At 36.3% G+C, this 19,664-nt stretch carries 12 protein-coding genes and 4 pseudogenes; 10 read left to right on the forward strand and 6 right to left on the reverse strand.

The features are described from left to right. Positions 1-144: 144 nt before the first annotated feature. The 5 genes from RB214_RS17190 (at position 145) to bfr (RB214_RS17210) (ending at position 5,624) form a co-directional block, all read left to right on the forward strand. Positions 145-1,023, forward strand: coding sequence for a cation diffusion facilitator family transporter (locus RB214_RS17190; protein WP_309169265.1), 879 nt, complete (start codon positions 145-147; stop codon positions 1,021-1,023). 102 nt (positions 1,024-1,125) lie between these two features. Further along, positions 1,126-2,196 carry a PepSY-associated TM helix domain-containing protein gene (locus RB214_RS17195; RefSeq protein ID WP_309169266.1) on the forward strand — a complete coding sequence of 357 codons (1,071 nt, stop codon included), beginning with the start codon at positions 1,126-1,128 and terminating at the stop codon, positions 2,194-2,196. Between the two features lie 72 nt (positions 2,197-2,268). Next, positions 2,269-4,404 (forward strand): TonB-dependent receptor, encoded by a 2,136-nt coding sequence (locus RB214_RS17200; protein WP_309169267.1) that lies wholly within the window; start codon positions 2,269-2,271, stop codon positions 4,402-4,404. 272 nt (positions 4,405-4,676) lie between these two features. Continuing rightward, positions 4,677-5,147, forward strand: coding sequence for a bacterioferritin (gene bfr, locus RB214_RS17205; RefSeq protein WP_002958985.1), 471 nt, complete (start codon positions 4,677-4,679; stop codon positions 5,145-5,147). A gap of 12 nt (positions 5,148-5,159) precedes the next feature. Further along, positions 5,160-5,624: a bacterioferritin gene (bfr, locus tag RB214_RS17210; RefSeq protein ID WP_002958984.1), complete on the forward strand. Its 465-nt coding sequence runs from the start codon at positions 5,160-5,162 to the stop codon at positions 5,622-5,624. Between the two features lie 65 nt (positions 5,625-5,689). On the opposite strand, the gene RB214_RS17215 is transcribed toward bfr (RB214_RS17210), so the two are convergent. Then, positions 5,690-5,884 (reverse strand): (2Fe-2S)-binding protein, encoded by a 195-nt coding sequence (locus RB214_RS17215; RefSeq protein WP_002960627.1) that lies wholly within the window; start codon positions 5,882-5,884, stop codon positions 5,690-5,692. Positions 5,885-6,226: 342 nt separating this feature from the next. On the opposite strand from RB214_RS17215, the gene RB214_RS17220 reads away from it, so the two are divergent. Beyond that, on the forward strand, positions 6,227-6,784 hold the full coding sequence (locus RB214_RS17220; protein ID WP_024605680.1) for a TMEM165/GDT1 family protein: 558 nt from the start codon (positions 6,227-6,229) through the stop codon (positions 6,782-6,784). A gap of 61 nt (positions 6,785-6,845) precedes the next feature. Here RB214_RS17220 and RB214_RS17225 read toward each other — a convergent pair whose 3' ends face one another. From RB214_RS17225 to RB214_RS17235, 3 genes are all read right to left on the reverse strand, one after another. Beyond that, on the reverse strand, positions 6,846-7,370 hold the full coding sequence (locus RB214_RS17225; protein WP_165742564.1) for a DUF6436 domain-containing protein: 525 nt from the start codon (positions 7,368-7,370) through the stop codon (positions 6,846-6,848). Beyond that, positions 7,354-8,820: a methyl-accepting chemotaxis protein gene (locus tag RB214_RS17230; RefSeq protein WP_309169268.1), complete on the reverse strand. Its 1,467-nt coding sequence runs from the start codon at positions 8,818-8,820 to the stop codon at positions 7,354-7,356. The genes RB214_RS17225 and RB214_RS17230 overlap by 17 nt, the downstream gene beginning before the upstream one ends. Positions 8,821-8,961: 141 nt before the next feature. Then, positions 8,962-9,513, reverse strand: coding sequence for a hydrolase (locus tag RB214_RS17235; protein ID WP_309169269.1), 552 nt, complete (start codon positions 9,511-9,513; stop codon positions 8,962-8,964). A 166-nt stretch (positions 9,514-9,679) separates the two neighbouring features. On the opposite strand from RB214_RS17235, the pseudogene RB214_RS17240 reads away from it, so the two are divergent. Continuing rightward, positions 9,680-14,204, forward strand: a pseudogene (locus tag RB214_RS17240) (EAL domain-containing protein). A gap of 99 nt (positions 14,205-14,303) precedes the next feature. On the opposite strand, the gene RB214_RS17245 reads toward RB214_RS17240, so the two are convergent. Beyond that, positions 14,304-15,197: a cation diffusion facilitator family transporter gene (locus RB214_RS17245; protein WP_309169270.1), complete on the reverse strand. Its 894-nt coding sequence runs from the start codon at positions 15,195-15,197 to the stop codon at positions 14,304-14,306. Between the two features lie 383 nt (positions 15,198-15,580). Here RB214_RS17245 and RB214_RS17250 point away from each other — a divergent pair. From RB214_RS17250 to RB214_RS17260, 3 genes and pseudogenes are all read left to right on the forward strand, one after another. Further along, a pseudogene (locus tag RB214_RS17250) lies at positions 15,581-17,050 on the forward strand (diguanylate cyclase domain-containing protein). 128 nt (positions 17,051-17,178) lie between these two features. Next, positions 17,179-18,132: a slipin family protein gene (locus RB214_RS17255; RefSeq protein ID WP_024597361.1), complete on the forward strand. Its 954-nt coding sequence runs from the start codon at positions 17,179-17,181 to the stop codon at positions 18,130-18,132. Positions 18,133-18,153: 21 nt separating this feature from the next. Next, positions 18,154-18,610 (forward strand): annotated as a pseudogene (locus RB214_RS17260) (NfeD family protein). Positions 18,611-18,630: 20 nt separating this feature from the next. On the opposite strand, the pseudogene RB214_RS17265 reads toward RB214_RS17260, so the two are convergent. Continuing rightward, a pseudogene (locus tag RB214_RS17265) lies at positions 18,631-19,502 on the reverse strand (SMP-30/gluconolactonase/LRE family protein). Positions 19,503-19,664 lie beyond the last annotated feature (162 nt).

The following is a 19,664-nucleotide window of genomic DNA, read 5'->3' on the forward strand; positions in this document are numbered from 1 at the left end:
GCGTTACAATCTTAAATTCACATTTTTTAAAAAATACGCCTTTATTACTAACTTATAATTACGCTTGCTTACGCAACAACTTCTGTAGCTGTTTTAAACTCCTCGTGATATAAGCAGTATTTAATCAATGCGTTTGAGGGCATTATGGCGCACGATCACTCACATAGTCATGTAGACGAAAATCAAAGCAATAAAGAGCTCACCGTTGCTGTGGTTATTAATGTATTGCTAACCGTAGCCCAAGTTATTGGCGGGATATTTTCGGGCAGTTTGTCACTTATAGCCGATGCACTTCATAATTTAAGTGATGCTGCCTCTATATTTATCGCGCTCGTTGCACGTAAAATTGGTAATAAACCTGCTGACACCACTCATCATTTTGGCTATAAACGCGCTGAAATACTTGCCACACTTTTTAATAGCAGTACATTGATATTAATTGGTGTGTATTTAATTTTTGAAGCCATTTCGAGCTATTTAAGCCCTCAACAAATTAATGGTTGGATAGTTGTGTGGGTGGCAGCAATAGCATTGATTATTGATTTAGCAACCGCATATTTAACCTACCGAGCTGGCGCAAATCACAGTATAAATATAAAAGCGGCCTTTATTCATAACGTATCAGATGCAATGGCATCTATTGTTGTTATTATTGCGGGCACCTTAATTATTTTATACCAGTGGTATATCGTTGACTTAATTGCCACTGTGCTTATTTCTCTTTATGTAATTTATCATGGCATTTTACTATTAAAGCAAAGCTGCAAAATTTTAATGCAAGCAGCGCCTAGCAATATTGATACAGATGCAATATCACATGCTATTAGTAATGAATTTAATATCGAATCGGTAATGAGCATCAAGCTTTGGCAACTAGGCGATAAAGAAAATTATTGCGAGCTTATTATTAGCACTCAGCACGTAATTGATTTAGCCGCAGTTAAAAGTTTTTTACACAACAATTTTAATATCGAAAATTGCATAATAGAAATCCGACCAATCGCGAATAAAAGCCTAATTTAATGTTCTTAATAACAAGCTAAACCAAATACATAACTATTTAATTGAAAACAGCTCGTATTATCATTTACAATATTGTCATTAACTCATAATGAGATACCGTTTTTGAAACTTTGGTTACGTAGAATTCATTTAGGCCTTGCCCTAATTAGCGGACTATTTTTATTAATAGTGAGCCTAACCGGTGCTGTTATGATTTATGCAAAAGACATACAGCACCTAATAGAGCCTGAGAAATGGCAAGTAACACCCCAAAAAAACTTAATGCATTACGATGAACTTATACAAAATGTACAAGCTCAAACTAAGCAAAAAATCACCTTTTTTATGCCCGAACAAGCGCCAAACGCAGCATGGCAATTTCGGTTAGCCAATAAACACTACGCCAGTGTTAACCCCTACTCTGGGAGTGTACTAAACATCTATGAATCAACCGATACGATTTATGGGTTTGCTATGGGATTACATCGTTGGCTGTTGTTTGAAAACAGTAAAGGTGAAAAAACCTTTCGAAATTGGATGTCGGTGTGTGCATTGCTACTTTTAATAAATGTATTACTGGGCTTTTATTTATGGGTAAAGCCCAAAAACAGAGTTAAACGTTTAGCTATAAAACCAAAAGCCAAATTTAGAGTGCTCATGTATCAATTTCATACAGTGCTTGGTGTTTACTTTTTTATACCGCTTATACTGATTGCATTTACTGGTATGGCATTTAACTGGAAAACACAAACTCAATCGGTATTAGAATTTGTGACCTTAAACAAGATAGAACAAAGACCTAAAGCACCAAAAGTAATAACCCCTTCTCAAGCTGCTTTAAACTACAATGAAGCAATTAAAAATGCAGAGAACGTATTTCCAGACGGTAAATTATATAGAATTTACTTACCTAAAAAGGATGACGAAGCAATTGCACTGAGAATGCAAAACCCTGGCGAAAGCCACGCTTACAGCTGGGTTTGGACTAACCCATTTACGGGTAAAGTATTAAACTCATTTGACGCCAGTAAAACAAACTTCACAACACAAGCATGGAACTTTAAGTATAAGTTTCACATTGGTGATTTTGCAGGTCCTATCGTGCAGTTTTTATGGTTATTAATAGCCCTTTCACTCGCATTTTTTATTGTAAGCGGTGTATATTTTTGGTTAAAACGCCATAAATGGAAATAAATCTCATTAACACTTGTGTCGTTAGTTGATAATAATTACCATTACGTAAATTGTTATCAACTAAGACACCCCATGTTAAAAACTTCGCTTTGCCTTATTGCTATTGCAATAAGTACTAACACGTTAGCAAATGAAAATAATAAAAATGAATACACTTCTGATCAGTTAGAGCATGTCATTGTATCTGGCAGCCGCATATCAGAGAACATTGACGAAGTACCTGCCTCGATTACCGTTATTAATCAGCAACAAATACAACAGCATTTAAAAGTAAGCTCAGAACTGGGAAGTTTACTCGCGCAAATGGTTCCTGGCCTTGCCCCAGATACTGGCAGTTCAAGTAATTCAGGACAAACACTACGCGGCCGTGCGCCATTAATAATGATTGATGGTGTACCGCAATCAACACCTCTTCGTAATGGTTCTTTAGGCGTAAAAACGCTTGATGCAAGTGCCATAGCGCGCATTGAAGTCATAAAAGGCGCAACGTCTATTTATGGTAATGGTGCCTCAGGTGGCATTATTAACTACATAACAAAACAGGCTCGCAGTGATGGTAAACCGGAAGGTGAAATAAGTATTTCAAGCCGCTTTAGCGCTGTTAAATTAGCAGAAAGTGGCGGCGGTAGAGTATCAGCCGCAGTAAACGGTAAGCTCGACCAACTAAGCTACCTGCTAACGGCAAGCTATGAAGAAAACGGCGTACAACGCGATGCAGAGGGCGATATTTTAGGCTTGCAATATGGTTTATCAGACTCTGAAACTCAAAACTATTTTACCAAACTAACTTATGATTTTGACGACGAAAAGCAACTGCAGTTTAGCTATAACTATTTCAGCTCACAGCAAAAAACTGATTTAGGCGATGTTACTGGCGATGGCAATATAGGGGAGAAAACATACGCTATACACGTCCCCTTAGAGCTTCAAAAACAAGGTAAGCCGCAAGGCCCAGAAGGCAACGAAAATATAACCCTAAAATATGTTGATTACGCGCTGTTTGAAAACACACAAATGACCCTCGATCTGTATAAACAAAATATAGAAAACGTATTCTTTTTCTCAACCGCTTTAGCCAACCTTGATGAAGGTTATAGCGGTGGTCAATCGGTTATTAAATCAGACAAGCAAGGTGCCAGAGCTACATTTAATAGTCAGTTTGATTTTGAAAACGTAACAGCCACCCTAATCTACGGTATTGATGCCTTAAACGATAAAACATCGCAACCTTTAGTAGATGGCCGTGTGTGGGTGCCAGAAATGGACATGGAAAGTGTGGCTGGCTTTTTACAAACCAAATGGGTAATAAACGACGACATTATTGTAAAAGCGGGTGTAAGAAAAGAAAGCATTGATTTGAGCGTAAGTGACTACCAAACGCTAAAACTTTGCAAAACCGCATCGCAATGTTCAGTACCATTAAATGTGCGTGGCGACACCATTAATTACGATGCAACAACTTATAACGCCGGTATTAAATATAACTTAACAGATGCCTTTAGCCCGTTTTTTAGCTACTCACAGGGCTCTGATATTTCTGATATTGGTCGCTTACTTCGCGCTGCAACCGTTGACGACATTGCACTTATTCAAACACAAGCCTCAATAATCGACAATTACGAAGTTGGTTTTACCTCACAGTTTGAAAACGTACGTTTTGAATTTGCTCTTTACAGAAGTACCTCAGAGCTTGGTACAAGTAATGAGTATAATGAAGTAACAGGAGTTTACGAACCTGTGCGTGCGCCACAAGAAATATGGGGTTACGAAGGGTTAGTTAATTACACTATTACCCAAGATCTTAAATTAAGCGCAACGTACAGCTATGTTGAAGGTAAAAATACCGAGGCCAATGACTATTTAGGGGCAAGCCAAATTAGCCCACCTAAAGCAACAGCGAATGTAACGTGGCAAACAAATGACGAGCTATCTCTTGCAATGAGCTTTTTATATGTAGGCGACAGAAAGCGTTTTGATAAAAATGCGCAAGGCCAATACTCTGGCGATCAGGGCCCTGTTAGTAGCTACAACACATTTAACTTAAGTGGCCAATACAATGTTAACGCCAAGTGGAGTGGGTATTTTGGAATAGAAAACCTATTCAATAGTGATTACTACCCTGCCCGCGCACAGGCTTACACCTACGGTGGATATAACATTAAAGGATTAGGAACAACGGCTACCCTAGGTGCTAAATACCAGTTTTAATTAGTGATAGACTCAATAAATAGGCATCAGCATGCCTATTTATTTAAAAAGATAATATGAAAAGCAGTATCTCTACTTATTATTTATAAATACCTCTAGTAATCATTCTCAGATACTAATACAAATAAAAAACTGTCCATAAACCAAGCAGTAACGCAAACTTAAATAAGAATCAAAACCAATAGTAACGCAATGATTTTTATAGAGAAAACTTGCAATATTGGCTATTTGTACTACACTGCATGCAATTGAAATAGTTAAGGCGATTTATCATGAAAGGTAATCAAAAAGTAATCGATGCGTTTAATACATTGTTAGCTAACGAGTTAGCAGCAATCGATCAGTATTTTATACACTCGCGCATGTATGACGACTGGGGTTTAAATAAGCTATACGAGCGCCTTAACCACGAAATGGAAGAAGAAAAAGATCACGCAGACTGGCTTATTAAGCGCATCTTGTTTTTAGAAGGTGTACCAAATATGACTAAGCGCCGTGATTTACTTATCGGTAACGATGTAAAAAGCATGATGCAAAACGATTTAACACTAGAGCTTGAAGTAGTTGCGTGTGTTAAAGACGTCATCGCAATATGTGAAGAACAACAAGATTATCAATCTCGTAGCATTTTAGAAAAACTGTTATTTGATACCGAAGAAGACCATGTTTACTGGTTAGAGCAACAACTTGGCTTAATTGATAAGATTGGTTCTGAAAATTATCATCAAGCACAAATGGCTTAGTAGGAGCATATTATGAAAGGCGATAAAGACGTTATTGCAGCGCTTAATAAAGTACTCGCTAATGAGCTTGTTGGTATTAACCAATACTTTTTACATGCACGCATGTTTAAAGATTTTGGTTTCACTCAACTAGACAAAGCAGATTACAAAGTATCAATTCAAAAAATGAAAAACGCCGATCGTTTAATCGAACGTATTTTGTTTTTAGAAGGCTTACCAAATCTTCAAGACTTAGGCCGATTACGTATTGGTGAAAACAGCGAAGAAATGATTGCTGCTAACATGAGTTTTGAACTCGATACTATTGATGAGTTACGTAGCGCAGTTAAACTGGCTGAAAGTAAAAAAGATTATATTACCCGTGAAGCTCTTGATCACATTTTAAATGAACAAGAAGAGCAAATTGATTGGTTAGAAACCCAACAATTACTTATTAAAAATACGGGTATCAAAAACTACTTACAGTCTCAACTGTAAATAGTAACAAGCATAAAAAAAGCAGCTAAAAAGCTGCTTTTTTTATATCTAAATTTTATATGTAATTAAGCAACTTGATCCGTTACATCCGCAATTTGAATAAGTCTGCGATTAAGGATCTTTTTAGTACAACCACAACACTTACCGCATTGGCTGCCTACTTTAAGCTCTTTGGTTAATTCACGCATGGTCGTTGCACCATCGTCAATTGTTTGCTCAATTTTTTTATCAGTCACACCGTGACAAAGACAAATATACATCAATACAAACCGTGTTAATTACATTCAATAGGTGCATACTAATCTAAACGACAATTGTTATCAATAGCTTCCTCACTAATAAATATAAATTATTTATTAAAAGATGTTATTTGTTCTCTTAACTATATTTACCTAAGAATAAAGTTATGGAATAATGGCCGCCTCTTAGGGGAGTAGCCCGCTCAGTAATGAGTAAACTTATCAACATAATTGCACCTCATGTGCATGGTAAGTTTGTAATGTTGTAGCAAGCGTTATCGGCGAGACCTAGGTAGACACTATCCTCATGGCGGGAGATAGTTGTTTGCCTTGGTTTAGCATTCCCGCCTGTAAGAATCAATAATGGAAGTTTTTTTAACCTCAACCGTCACTGTTACACTTGCCGAAATTGGCGATAAAACCCAGCTTTTATCACTCCTGTTAGCTGCCCGTTTTCGTAATAAAAGCGCACTTATTCTTGGTATTTTAGCCGCAACTTTACTCAATCATGGCCTATCAGCGTGGTTTGGGCAGTGGTTAAGTAATAGTTTTTCTTCTGAATATTTACCTTGGCTTGTAAACATCAGCTTTATTGTTGTTGGCCTTTGGCTATTAGTTCCAGACAAAGACGAAGATGTAAGTAGTAAATACGATAGCTACGGGGCTTTTTTAGTTGCTTTTGTATTATTTTTTATTGCAGAAATTGGTGATAAAACACAAATAGCGACAGTGTTGCTAGGCGCACAATATCAGTCTGTGTTTTGGGTAACGGTAGGAACCACGTTAGGTATGCTAATTGCTAACGTGCCTGTTATATATGCTGGTAATGCATTACTAAAAAGAATATCTCTAAACACCGTACGTGCTATTGCTGCTTGTGTGTTTGTGTCATTAGGTATTTATGGCTTAGTTACAATTTAATCAATGTTAAAGCTCGAACCTATTAATTTAAGTGCGAGCTTTAATTTTTTCTGCACGTTATTTACGCATTATTTACACAATAACATCCCTTGGTTTGTGTAATTAAGAGGTTTGAGTTAAAACCTGCAGCTAAATTAGTGACCGCAGTTTCAACAAAGCCACTTCCCTGGGCACACGCTAACCCTTCGGAGAGCGGCCCTGCATAAACAAAATCACCGTTTTTATTAATAATAACGGCGGCAGGCGTTGCCGGAATAACAAGTTTAAGCTTTGGTGTTAATTCAACTTGTACAACCTTCATAGCTTTATTGGCAGCAAAGGAGCTTAACGATGAAATATGCGGCTTGGCTTGTATGGTGCACCCGCAATTTTTTTCAGTTATAAGCACTAACGACGCTTCATTAGTGTCAACCCAGTCCAATTGCTTTTTAAAGTTATTAAACCAGTGCTTTTGCAATAAAACTTTTGAGCTATCAAACGGTTTAAGTTGCTCTAACTGAAAATAAACTAACCCTGCAACAACACAAACAAGCCATATAGTTATAAGCGAAAATACGAAAGTGTTAGATTTATTTAAACTTGGCAATGCTTTGCTCTAGTACATCTATACTTACATCAATTAGCTGCACTTTAGCGGTTAACTGCTGCACTATTTGCGTATCTTGGTATTGATTTTGTCGCATATTATCAGTACTACTTGCTATTAACTCAGTATTACCTGCTTGCTCAGCTACCACTTGTGCAACTGAGTCAGAGCTTGAAGACACAGCGGCTATTTGCTCGCTCATTGCCGAAATATTTTCTTTCATTGCAGCGCTAATACTTGTTAAATCAACTACGAAATTTACACACTGACTCATTGATTGCGTTGACGTTTTACTATTATTAACAAGATCTTTGAGTGTTACGCCTATTTTGTCGGTGGTTGCTTTACTGTGGTTCGCCAACGATCTCACTTCAGATGCGACAACTGCAAAACCTCGACCGTGTTCGCCTGCGCGGGCAGCTTCAATAGCGGCATTTAAAGCAAGTAGGTTTGTTTGCTCGGCAATACCTGATATTTCATTAAGAAGCCCTGAAATAACATCGCCCGCTGCCACTAAGTGATTTATCTTTTCTTCGGTATGGTTAAGCAGTGTTAACAACTCTCTACTTTTAGCGTCTGTTTGAAGTACTTCTTTTAATGCATCACCTGCAGATTGTGTAATATGGTCAACTTGGCGCTTAAGCACCTCACTTTCTTCTTCTACAAGTTTAAAGCCATTGGCAACTTGAGCGCCAGAATTAGCAATATCATCGGTTTGTTGTGTGCGTTGAACCGCACCACTCGCTAACTGATCGTGTACATCAATAAGCTCTTGTGAGTTTTTTTGCAATGATTCTGATTGAGTTTGTACCTGCTTAATAACATCAGATATATAGTCTAGCAATGTATTAAATCCAACCACAGCATCGCTTTTAGTATCATTAGCACGTAGGGAAAGTTTAATATTCTCAGGATCTTTCATTATTTGCTCTGTCGCATAACTTAAAGATAAACCCGCACGACGTTCGCGTTGTAATGTTTTAGCTATATAACCTGCAACTAACACTTCAACTATTGCATATCCTGCATGTATAAGTACTGTAGTAAAAGCAAGCCTATCGGGGTCAAATACGTAGAAACCCGTATTTTGAGTTTGTAGATAATAAAAAGATAAATGGTGAACAGCTACAAAAATAATCGCGGTAATAAACACTCGCCACTGTACAAAAACAATTAACATGGGCATTAAAATAAATATTTCAAAATGTACTTCAATCAACCCAAAAGTTTGTTGTATGTGCAAAAATGAAAACATCATTATGGCCGCAGCCACCACATGCGGCGTTACAGGACTATCCCCCTGTGTGTTTAAAAGCCATATAGGTAACAAACACAATGGCAAACCTATCATAAAAGCCTGCGCTAACGTGTCGAAGTACAAACCAATAGCGATAGACTCGACAAACAAAAGACTGAAAATAATCGTAAATAACCGGCCAATACTAGACATAAGAACCTTAAAATTGTTGTTTGCATTATTGTTTATAAAAGCAGTCTGCAATATACGTACATAAACAAGTTTCAGTTCACTGAGCACAGTAATAAACTATCTGCACAACCATAAACATATTCAATTTACATTACATTCCGTCTACTTAATTATAGGCAGTATTTTTTTAAACGTAGGCGTTGCTGCTTTTTTTGTCCATTGAAAAATAACTATTTCAGCGCATGAAATTACCGCACCTGCTTGGCGTAATTGCTCAACTGCCAGGTTTTTATGTTCTGGATTTCTAGAACCAATTCCATCGTGTGCAACAATAATTTCAAAACCATTTTTAATTAAATCTAAGCATGTTTGTAAAACACACACATGTGCTTCAGTGCCAACAACAACAACTTGCTTTTTACCATAGCTTTTTAACTTATCAACAAAGCTAGGCTCTGCACACGCACTAAAGTACGTTTTATGAAGATACGTAGCATTAGGTAACGTATTTTTAATTTGCTGATTAGTCTCGCCCAACCCTTTGACATATTGCTCGGTTATTAAGACTGGGACACCGTGAATAATACCCGCCTGCGCTAACTGCAATGTACTTTTTAAAATATTCGGAAAGTCTTTAATTGCAGGAGCAAGCAACTCTTGTAAGTCTATTATTAATAATACGCTATTTTTTGCATCAATATTAGATAAAACCACTATACTCTCCTTATGAACATTAACTGTTATCTATATAGATTAGCTCACTATTTGAAAATAGAGCTTTTAACTTTACGTATATTATTTGTAATTAAAAAATAAAAACTTATGCTATATTTACTATCTAGCTAAGTATCATCCTATCCTCCACTGAGAGTGTTTATAAGTGCGTTTGAGCAAACTTTTTTTTCATATCACTATTGTTTTTTTGCTATGCATTCAAAGCACTTTTGCATCACAAAACTATGCTCAACAATTACAACGAATTTCTACTGACGAAGGCCTATCACAAAGTTACGTTTTGCAGACTCAAGAGGATGATATTGGTTATATTTGGATAGCAACCCAACAGGGTTTAAACCGTTTTGATGGATATAATGTAAAAACTTTTAGTGGCGGCTTTGGCCTAGATAAACACTATATTTATGCATTATTTAAAGCCGAAGACGGAAAAATCATTGTCTCAACAGACCTTTCTGGTGCTTATATAATAGATCCCCTCACTTTAAAAACCGAAAAAATCTATTCTGGTCAAATAGATAAAGAACAAAAAATGTTCTCTCCGATCTCTGCAATGACTCAGCAACAAGGTACTTTTTACTTCGCCATAGATGCCCAAATATATACACTTGATGAGACGAGTAAACGCTTCACATTTAAGCTAATCCTGCCAAATAAAGGTGACTACATTCGGTCATTAACAATATATAAAAACACTTTATATATTGGTACAAATGATGGTTTATACACTGCAAATATAGATAATTCAGAACTTGTAAAAATACCTCTTCATCCCCCTGAAAAAAATACGATAGATAATGTAAACGTCAAATTCTTAAGTGTTGATAATGAATTAGGATTACTTGTTGGTACTGTTGAAGGCATGTATCAATTAGCATTCGATAATAACAAAAATATATCTGCAGCAAATATTACAACTTTAATCCCTGATTATAATATATGGAATTATGCCAATACTGTTTACGGGGAGTTTGTAGCAACCGAAAGTGGATTGTTCAGTCATAACCGCGAAACCAAAGAACTAGAATTCGTATTAAATTATGAAAAAAGTAAGTTTAATATTAATGAAAACTCAATAAACGATCTAATGGTTGATAAGTCCGGCGTACTTTGGCTCGCATCTAGAACCCAAGGCGTGTTTACCTGGCCAATTAAAACCCGACGGTTTAAACACATTACGTTACCTGGCAACAATACTATTCATGCAACCTATTCAAGACAAAAATAATATTATTTGGTTAGGAACAGAAGATGGAATTGCACGGTACGACAAAGCAACAAATAAAAGTGATGTATATCTAAGCTCAACCGACTCAAAAGCAATATACGGGGCATCTGCCGTTTATGATATTTTTGCGTCTTCAATTGGTGATAATCAATTCCTTTGGCTTGTTACTTTCGATGGTTTTAAACTGTTTGATAAACAAACGGGTAAAATTATTGAAAATAAAGACACAGAAAAAGATGTAATTAACCAATCCAACTTATTTGGCTTTGCCCAGTTATCTGCAGACACATATGCATTTATGTCGGATGATAATTTTTATGTTTTTAATGAAACAACAGGAAAAACAAGAATTATTAAGGGGCTCAAAGAGCAAGTTGACCCTTTATTTTCTTATGCTTTTTATAAACCCCTCGACACACATCCTGAAGAGTTTGTACTTGGCACATCAAAAAGCTTCCTTAGGTACAACGAAAAAACGAAAACTTTAACGACTATATTTCAGTCTTTTAATCCTAAAGAAGATATTTTTTACACTGTAGAAAACTTTTACTTAGACTCAAAACGAAATATTTTATGGTTGGCAACCACCCACGAAGGCTTGCTTGGTGTTGACCCAGTTACTTATGAGAGAAAACACTACATAGGATTAAAAAATTCATTTAATACTGACTCTATCTATTCGTTACTTCCTGATAAAAACGGCTTTTTATGGGCAAGTACCGACAATGGTTTATATCAAATAAGCCTAGATACACTCAATGTGGTGAGTTATTCAGTAAAAGACGGGTTGAATATAAACCAATTTACTCCTATACCTATAGCAACAACATTAAATGATGACCGGTTAATTTTTGGTAGCAATGCCGGAGCTCTACTGTTTAACCCTTTAGACTTTGATGAAAAAGAATTATTTAAAAAAAATAATGTAGCGATTACCGATATAAACCTTTTTACCAAAGAGCTCAATTATTACCCTCATAAATACCTTAGCCAACCACTTGATCTCAGTTATGAAGACATGGGCCTTACAGTTAGTTTTTCTAACTTTTCTTACCCTAATATTGATAAAGCATATTATAAAGTAATCCTTTCAGGGCCTACGTCTCTTACATATGAAGATTTACAATCTAATCAAGTGTTTTTCACAAAGCTTCAACCTGGTAATTACTCACTAAAAATATCAGCACATAATCGTGATGGTATTATTACAAGCGAGCCTACAACACTTAATATCAACGTGGCGTATGCTCCTTGGAGATCGCCCATTGCTATAGCCGCCTACATTATTTTAATTCTTGGGGTGTTATTTTTTATTTTTTATTTTTTATTTTTTATTTTTTGGCAGTATCGCAGCCGCCGAGTAGCAATTAAACAAGCCCATAGAGCGACTATTCATTCGCAAAAGCAAACAGAACTCGCGCTTAAAAATAATAAAAGCGGCGTATGGGATTATAACTTTAAAGACGCTTCCGTAAATACGCTCAGAGGAAATGAATTAGGCTATACAGACTTACCTGAACGCGTGCATATAGATCAATTTTTAGCGCTTATACACCCAGACGATCGACGTCGTTTTGAAAACCAATGGGAAAACTACTTCAAGTACAAAAAACAACAAAACTGGCAAGCAACTTACCGTTTACAGCATAAAAATGGCCATTGGCTCTGGTATCAAGATACAGGACAAGTTATATACAATCCTCAAACAAATGAGCCTCTATATGTTTCTGGCATATATACCAATATCACCGAGCAACGAGCTAATGAGCAACAAGCAAAAATTTTAGGTGAAGCGTTTAGCCAAATAAACGATTGGTTACTTATACTCGATAAGCGTTTAATGCCATTTTCTGCGAACAATAGTTTTATTGAAACATTTTCAAACGAGCAAACGGCCACCAAAATTAGCCCTAAATTGTTTATTAAAGCAATTGGTAAAGATAAGTGCAGAGAGTTTGCTAGTATTTTAAAAAAATTAAAACCAACTGAAAACTGGCAAAGTGATGTTTATATAAGAACAGCAAAAAGTAACGAACATCCAATACATATAAGTGCCACAGCTGTAACAAAAGACACTGCAAGTTACTATGTGATTGTTATTACAGATTTAACTGAACAAAAACGTGCTGAAAACGAACTGCGCTATTTGGCTAATTTTGACCCTCTAACACATCTACCTAATCGTAGTTTAATGTATCAAAACATTGAAAAGGCGATTAAATATGCCGATAAAAACAATACCCAATGCGCATTATTATTTATTGATTTAGATAAGTTCAAACCTGTTAATGACTCTTTTGGTCACGCAGTAGGTGACAAGTTGTTATGTAATATTACCCAAAGAGTAAGCGGCATGCTTAGCGAAGACGCTATACTTGGCCGCCAAAGTGGTGATGAATTTTTAGTGCTGATTCAAAATATAAAATCACTCCAATCTCTTCGCGATACCGTAAGAAAAATTAGTAATGAATTAGCTAATAAAGTAATTATTGAAGACTTTTCTATTAATATTTCAGCAAGTATTGGCGTAGCTCTGTACCCATTCGATGCTATAACCACAGATATACTCATCCGTAATGCCGATGTTGCAATGATGCACGCTAAGCAAGGCGGGAGAAACGACTTTAAGTTTTTTAGCGATGAAATGAATGAGCTAATAAAACAAAAGTTACTGCTTGAAAATGATTTAAAAGATGCAGTAAAAGACAACCGATTTTTTAATCACTATCAGCCCATTATCGACATAGAAGAAAAAACAATAAATGGCGTGGAGTTACTCATGCGCTGGAAAAATCAAGGACAGTTGGTATCGCCAGCACTTTTTATACCGGTAGCAGAAGAAACCGGTTTAATAGAACTTCTTACTGAGCAAGCCTTGCACCGTTCACTAATTAAACTTGCACCTATACTCAGCGAAAACCCGTTGTTTTATATATCTTTAAACTTATCGCCTAAACACATTTTAAAAACAAACATAACACAGCGGCTGATGTCTATATTAGCTGACTCTCAAGTTCATCCAAGACAATTAAGGCTCGAAATAACAGAGAGTATTTTACTAGAAGATAAACTCAAAGCAGCCAAGCAGCTACAAAACTTAAAAGCTGCTGGGTTTAAATTACTACTTGATGATTTTGGTACTGGTTACTCGTCACTCACCTACTTGAGCCAATTTCCTATTAATGTTATTAAGATAGATCAAAGCTTTGTAAATAGTATTGGTATAGATAAGGGAGATGAATCAATTATTAAAACTATTTTTTCATTGGCAGAAAACTTAGATCTATACTGCATTGCAGAAGGAGTAGAAACGCGCGAACAGATGCTCTTTTTAGCCGAGGTTGGCTGCCATGTATTACAGGGTTATTACTTTGCAAAACCAATGAATGCTAAAGACTTACGTAAAAGCGATTGTTTTAGCAATATCATTGATTTGATTTGATTTGATTTGATTTGATTTGATTTGATTTGATTTGATTTGATTTGAAACATTAAAAGCGTGCTAATCATTATTACACGCTTTTATATTAATTAGATGCTATTAATGGATATGATGGCATTCATGGCTTTCAATTTGTAATACACTATTACGTACATTAAATTTTTCGGCTAACAATTGCTCTACCTTCATACGACACGCTTCATCATGTTTTTCAATCGTACAATGTTGTTTAAGGACAACGTGCGCCCCGACTACTACACCCTTATATTTGCGCGTTACAGTGACGTTATGGACATTGTGAACATGCTCCATATCTGTAATCTCACTTTCAATATCTGCAACTTTAGGAAGTTTGGCCTTATTTAAGCGTAAACCTTTTATACAACTAATAATGACCTTAACACCGGTAAACAACACGAAAGAGGCGATTAACATGCTCGATAAAATATCGATAACAACCCAGCCCGTAAAATATATAAGAATACCGGCAAAAAATGTCGATACGGTAGAAATCAAATCAAAGAATGAATGTAAAAATACCGCGTAAACATTAATACTCGCTTTGCGGCCTTTATATAAAACCCATGCAGCAGCACCATGAAACAAAAAACCAATAGCAGCAATAACCGACATTAAATAACTATTAATAGCCAGCTCATTTCCTTCATGTTGGTGTATATAGCGCTCACCACCTTCATACAAAATAATTAAACTGATTGCTAGGTATAAAAACCCGTTCACTAGGCCACCAAAAAGCTCGGCTCGTTGATGGCCATCGTTATAGGTTTTGGCAAAATGAATAGCGAGACTTGATGCTATCAGTGCGATGAATAACGAGCTATTGTGAACAAACAAATGCCCCGCATCAGCAAGAACAGCAAGCGAATTAGAATAATAAGCACCTATAACCTGAATTACCATAAACGAACACGTAATTGCTAGCGCAATGAGTAACCGACGACGAGAAGCTTGGTGTGTAGTGATTTCTGTCATGAAATGCTTGAATAACCTATACTTAAAGTGCAAATAAGCCAAAGATGGCTTAGAGTAGAAATGGGTAATGATATACAGTATCAATTATAATACGTACCGCCATCAAACGCACTAAAAACTTAGTAAATCAAAAAAAATGTGCTAATAATTAGTAGGGCTTGTTGAACTTCGGTGGTTGAATTTGCAGTAGTATTTTTGGTTTTGAGGCAAGGCAGAGTCTATGTAGTGTAGCTATTCCCCATAAATAGGCGATAACGCAGCATAAATACCAAGCATGAGCTGCCCTTTGAGCTCGATCTAAGGAAGATTAACACGCCCAAGTAAAAACAATAAAAATACAATAGATAACAATTTAATTGTGGCTTAAACACATGGAGAGTTGAGTGAGTAATAACCTATCAAATGAAATATGGCGAAACTTGGAGTTACTGCCGTTTTGTGTATTACTTTATGATGCCAATGAAAATATATTTAAAGTTAACAGCCAAGCACAGGGCTTGTTTGGCTTAAGAAATAAATCACATTTTAATAAAATTGATTTTTCACACATCACTTTGACCAATCATCACAGTAAAAAAGAACTATTAGTCGAGGAGCTATTCTTTGATTATTTCACTGCAAATAACCAATGCCAGTTTGTTTTATCAAAACAGGTATCTAAATTGCTACTCAGTGTAAAATTTGCAAAATTACCTAACTCAAGCTCCATTATTATAATCGATGTATTGAATAATAATGTAGATGAACAATATGATTTTGATAATATTATTTCGAACATATCAACTGACTTAATTGATATTCAAAACGACGACGTTGCTAAGCATATCAACTACGCATTAAAAGCTATTGGTACCGTTTGCCACGCAGATAGAAGTTATCTTTTTAAGTTTGCCGAGGATGGTAAAACCATAAATAACACCCACGAATGGGTCAATAATGATATACAAGCATTTAAAGAGGACTTACAAAACCTTCCGAAAAGCGATCTCCCATATTTTTTTAGTTTGATGGCACGTACTCACTTATTTAGAGTTAACGATGTAACGTCGTTACCCATTCAAGCAATGAGCGAAAAAACAATTTTCCAGCGACAAAAAATAAAATCAGTACTTTGCATTGGTCTACGTTATGACAAAGAGCTCGTTGGCTTTATAGGCTGTGATTGCGTTGTTCAAAAGCGAAACTGGACTGATTTAGACCTTATTCGCCTAAGGTTAGTAGGTGAAATGCTTGCTAATGCTTGCTAATGCTTGCTAATGCTTGCTAATGCTTTCAAAAATTTAAATTATAAGCAAGAGCTTCAACAAACTCAGCAGCAACTCATTAACGCCAACCAAAAACTCAATAAGCAAGTCAATACTGATGGCCTTACAAACATTGCTAATAGACGCTGTTTTGATCAGACTTTAAAATGCGAAATTAAGCGCTGTGCACGTAATAAGGAACCCATTAGTTTAATTATGTGTGATATTGATTTTTTTAAGCGTTATAACGATAACTATGGGCATCAGCTTGGCGATGAAGTGCTAAAGCGAGTGGCCAAAGCGCTACACAATATTTGTAAACGGGAAGGTGATCTAACAGCTCGTTTCGGGGGTGAAGAATTTGCGATAGTTTTACCTGCAGTCGACACAGAACACTGTCAAAGGTTTGCTGTTCTTATTCAGGAAAAAATCGCAGAACTCGCAATTGAACATAACTTTTCAACTGTCAGTAAATACCTCACTTTAAGCATTGGGTTTTATAGTTTCATACCCAATCACAAAACAAAACCCAAAGAGGTTATAACTAACGCCGACATAGCTCTTTATAACGCAAAAGAAACAGGTAGAAATAAAATAGCTAGTTTTTAAAAACCGACTAAGGTGGCGCACTGCAGTGAGTTTTAGTGGTTTAAAGTTCTCTGTAGTGATAATCTATACACGCTGAAATTATAAACAATACAACTACTCAGCGTTTAATTATTATAAGGAATGTTTAAATGGATCCAGTCACACAAATTCTCAATATAGTTTTTACTGTTGAGGCTTTTTTACTTGTTTTTGTTATCGTGCTTTTAAAAAGTAGCGTTAAATTTGTACCACAAAACCGCGCCTGGTTAATCGAACGTTTTGGTAAATACCAATCAACTAAAGAAGCTGGCCTTAACTTTATTATTCCATTTATTGATAGAATCTCGGCTGATCGTAGCTTAAAAGAACAAGCTCAAGACGTACCATCGCAATCAGCTATTACTAAAGATAACATCTCACTCATAGTTGATGGCGTACTGTACTTTAGAGTATTAGACCCGTACAAAGCTACGTATGGCGTTGACGACTATACCTTTGCAGTTGTACAACTTTCGCAAACAACTATGCGTTCAGAATTAGGTAAAATGGAGCTTGATAAAACATTTGAAGAGCGTGATCTACTTAACACCAACATTGTTGCAGCTATAAACCAAGCATCTGAGCCTTGGGGTATCCAAGTACTTCGCTATGAGATTAAAGATATTGTGCCGCCTAACTCTATTATGGAAGCTATGGAAGCACAAATGAAAGCTGAGCGTGTTAAACGAGCTCAAATTTTAGAGTCAGAAGGTGATCGCCAAGCAAATATCAACGTTGCTGAAGGTAAAAAACAAGCACAAGTACTTGCTGCTGAAGCCGACAAAGCCGAGCAAATTTTACGTGCTGAAGGTGAAGCAACAGCTATTACGACGGTTGCAGAAGCACAGGCAAATGCGCTTATCAAAGTAGGTGAAGCCGCAGATACAGAGCAAGGTCAAAAAGCAATACAGCTAGATCTGGCAACTAAAGCAATTGCAGCTAAAGAAGCGATTGCTCGTGAGTCATCAATTGTATTACTGCCAGATAACGCGACAGATGCAAGCTCAATGGTTGCCCAAGGTATGGCAATTATTAATAGCTTAAATAAAAAGCATCTGGGTTAATAACTAAATAAAGAGGTTTGTATGGATTTTATTACGCAAAATTTACCGCAAACACTTATGGTAATTGGTATTGTTGCTTTAATAATGGAAGTAGCAGTACTTGGCCTTTCTACATTTATTTTATTGTTTTTTGGATTATCGTTATTCCTCACAGGATTATTAATGAGTTTTGGTATTTTACCTGACTCATTAACCACTGCACTTTGGAGTAACACAGTGGTAACAGCAGGCTTGGCCGTTGCACTTTGGAAACCATTAAAACAAATGCAAAATCGCGTAGATAAGAAGCAAGTGAATAGTGATTTTGCTGAACTTACTTTTGTACTTACTAGCGATGTAACAGAGCAAGGTTTAACTACACATCAATACTCTGGTATCAGCTGGAAACTCAAAAAGTGAGCAACCAATTATCGCCGGTATTGAGGTTTTAGTAACCAAAAAAGAAGTGGGTGTTATGTGGGTTACGCCTAAAAGCTAATCATCACTGTAAATTACAAGTCACAGTAAAACGGGCGGCTCAAACTGCCCTTTTTTTATACCGGAGATCTGAAATACAGCGCCTTGTTCACTAACAGTATTATTAATCGCTTCATCAAATGCCGATGTCACAAGTAGTAACTCAGCATTTTCACCACCGAAGGCGGTGCACGTCGGTTTTAATGCACAAAGCTCTATTGTTTTAATTAGCTCACCGTCTGGGGATAAACACATAACACATCCCATTCCCCAAACAGCTAGCCACAAATTGCCTAATTTATCGGTTACGCAGCCATCGGGGTCAACATCAGTATTATTAAATTGATAAAAAACACGTGGCTCAGCGCAAGGCTGACCAGTTTTCTCATCCAAATCTAATACATAAATGCAACTTGTTAAAGAGTCGCAGTAATAACCGCGTAAACGGGACTTATCAAAACACAATCCATTTGGGATACTCAAACCACTTACAACGGCTTTAAGCTGGTTTTTATAATAACGGTATATTTTACCATCCCCTTTTTTAGCATTTACATCCATTGTACTTAACCAAAAGCCACCCCATGGATCAGCACGGCCGTCGTTTGAACGTCGATTTAGCTGTGTATTTTCAATACTAAGGATAAGATGGCGAGTGCTTGAATTAATATGGTATTTGTATATACCAGTACTTGTACCTAGCAATAAGTGCTGCTCATCAATCCACGCGATTGCACTGAGCGTATCGGGCATATTCACGGTTTTTAGTTGGCTTTTGCTGTGTATATTTTTGCTTAAAAGTAATTTTTTATTTATATCGACCCAAAAAAAGTGTTCAGCATAGGATGCCAAAGAGGACTTTCTGCAAGCTGACTCTGTGTGCTTTCAAAAATGGTTACGCTAGGATCAAACATAAGTAATTATTCTTTATTATTAACAAAGCCTTGTAATACTAAACCTTACCAGAAAACAGTGAATTTCGCGATGTGTACCCGGCTTTAATTTTTTATCATCTTCAGTAATCTCTATCGCATTTTTTAGACTGAGTTGATAACATCAAATTTCATAAAAAGGAT

It is taken from the genome of Pseudoalteromonas sp. HL-AS1 (assembly GCF_031198785.1).
GTDB classification, from domain to species: Bacteria; Pseudomonadota; Gammaproteobacteria; order Enterobacterales; family Alteromonadaceae; genus Pseudoalteromonas; species Pseudoalteromonas distincta.